Raw genomic sequence first — 385 nt, 5'->3', positions numbered from 1 at the left:
ACTATGTCAACTAAATCACTATTAAATTCACTCGATTGCGTCATAACTACAACTGGTTTCATAATTCATACTCTACTAATTCACATTTTCATCGACAATAATCTTGAGAACAGGTAATTCTTCTATACATCTAACACTTTCAATACTTACTGTAATTACAGATAATAATAAATTAAATATATATTTTGGATCTTCACTATATTCATTAGGATTATCTATCAAATTTGAAGATTTATTCATTTTTATTTTGTATTGATCTACTATCCAATCTATTGCAGATTTTCCATTTACTACATAATCGTATGCTTTAACAGGTATTTTTTTTATTTTAATATCTTCATTGAAGATTATAGTTTGTTTATTATCTTTAAACTTCATTTGATTA

General features: G+C 23.9%; 1 protein-coding gene. It reads right to left on the bottom strand.

The features are described from left to right. Positions 1-75: 75 nt before the first annotated feature. Positions 76-385, bottom strand: a 310-nt coding sequence (locus tag KA858_RS12655) for a type ISP restriction/modification enzyme (protein WP_210135851.1), incomplete at its 5' end; no start/stop codon positions are given.

The organism is Staphylococcus sp. GDX8P80P (assembly GCF_017893095.1).
GTDB classification, from domain to species: domain Bacteria; phylum Bacillota; class Bacilli; order Staphylococcales; family Staphylococcaceae; genus Staphylococcus; species Staphylococcus borealis.
This window is presented reverse-complemented; position numbering and strand designations above follow the sequence as displayed.